Genomic DNA, 828 nt, shown 5'->3' with positions numbered 1-828 from the left:
ATTACCGCTGACCATATTTTGATTGCGACCGGTGGTCATCCTATTTTCCCCGACATCCCAGGCGCTGAGCACGGTATCGATTCTGACGGGTTCTTTAGATTAAACCATCTGCCCAAACGCGTGGCTATCGCAGGGGCTGGCTATATTGCTGTTGAAATCGCAGGCGTGCTTAACAGCTTAGGATCAGAGGTGCATCTGTATGTTCGTCAGCACTCGCCGCTACGCTCATTTGACCATACTATCGTCGAGACCTTGCTGATAGAGATGGAGCAAGATGGTATTCAATTGCATACCGAAACGACACTCACTGAAGTCAATAAAAATGAAGATGGCAGCTTAGAGTTATGTACCAAAGACGGTACGCTTGATACGGTAGATTGCCTGATTTGGGCGATTGGTCGAGCGCCCTCCACTGATACTATCAATTTAGATGTCACAGGGGTTGAGACGACGGACAACGGCAAAATCAAAGTCGATAAGTTTCAGAACACTAACGTTGACGGCATTTATGCGGTTGGCGATATTATCGAGCACAGTGTTGATTTGACGCCGGTCGCTATTGCAGCAGGTCGCAGGCTATCTGAGCGCTTGTTTAATGATAAGACCGATGAGCATCTGGTTTATGATCTCATTCCGACGGTTATTTTTACTCATCCTGCTATCGGTACGATTGGTTTGTCTGAGATTGACGCGATCAATCATCATGGCAAGGATAATATCAAGTGCTATACCTCGACCTTTACCTCGATGTATAGCGCAGTGACTCAGCATCGTCAAAAGTGCGTGATGAAGCTGGTATGCCTAGGCGATGATGAAAAGGTGATTGGT

At 46.9% G+C, this 828-nt stretch carries 1 protein-coding gene; it reads left to right on the top strand.

What is annotated here, in order from left to right; genetic code table 11:
- Positions 1-828, top strand: an 828-nt coding sequence (locus ACTXGO_RS15025) for an FAD-dependent oxidoreductase (RefSeq protein ID WP_443575085.1), incomplete at both ends; no start/stop codon positions are given.

This window comes from Psychrobacter sp. T6-1 (assembly GCF_052258445.1).
The sequence above is the reverse complement of the archived record's forward strand: the minus strand, read 5'-3'. Positions and strand labels throughout refer to the sequence as shown.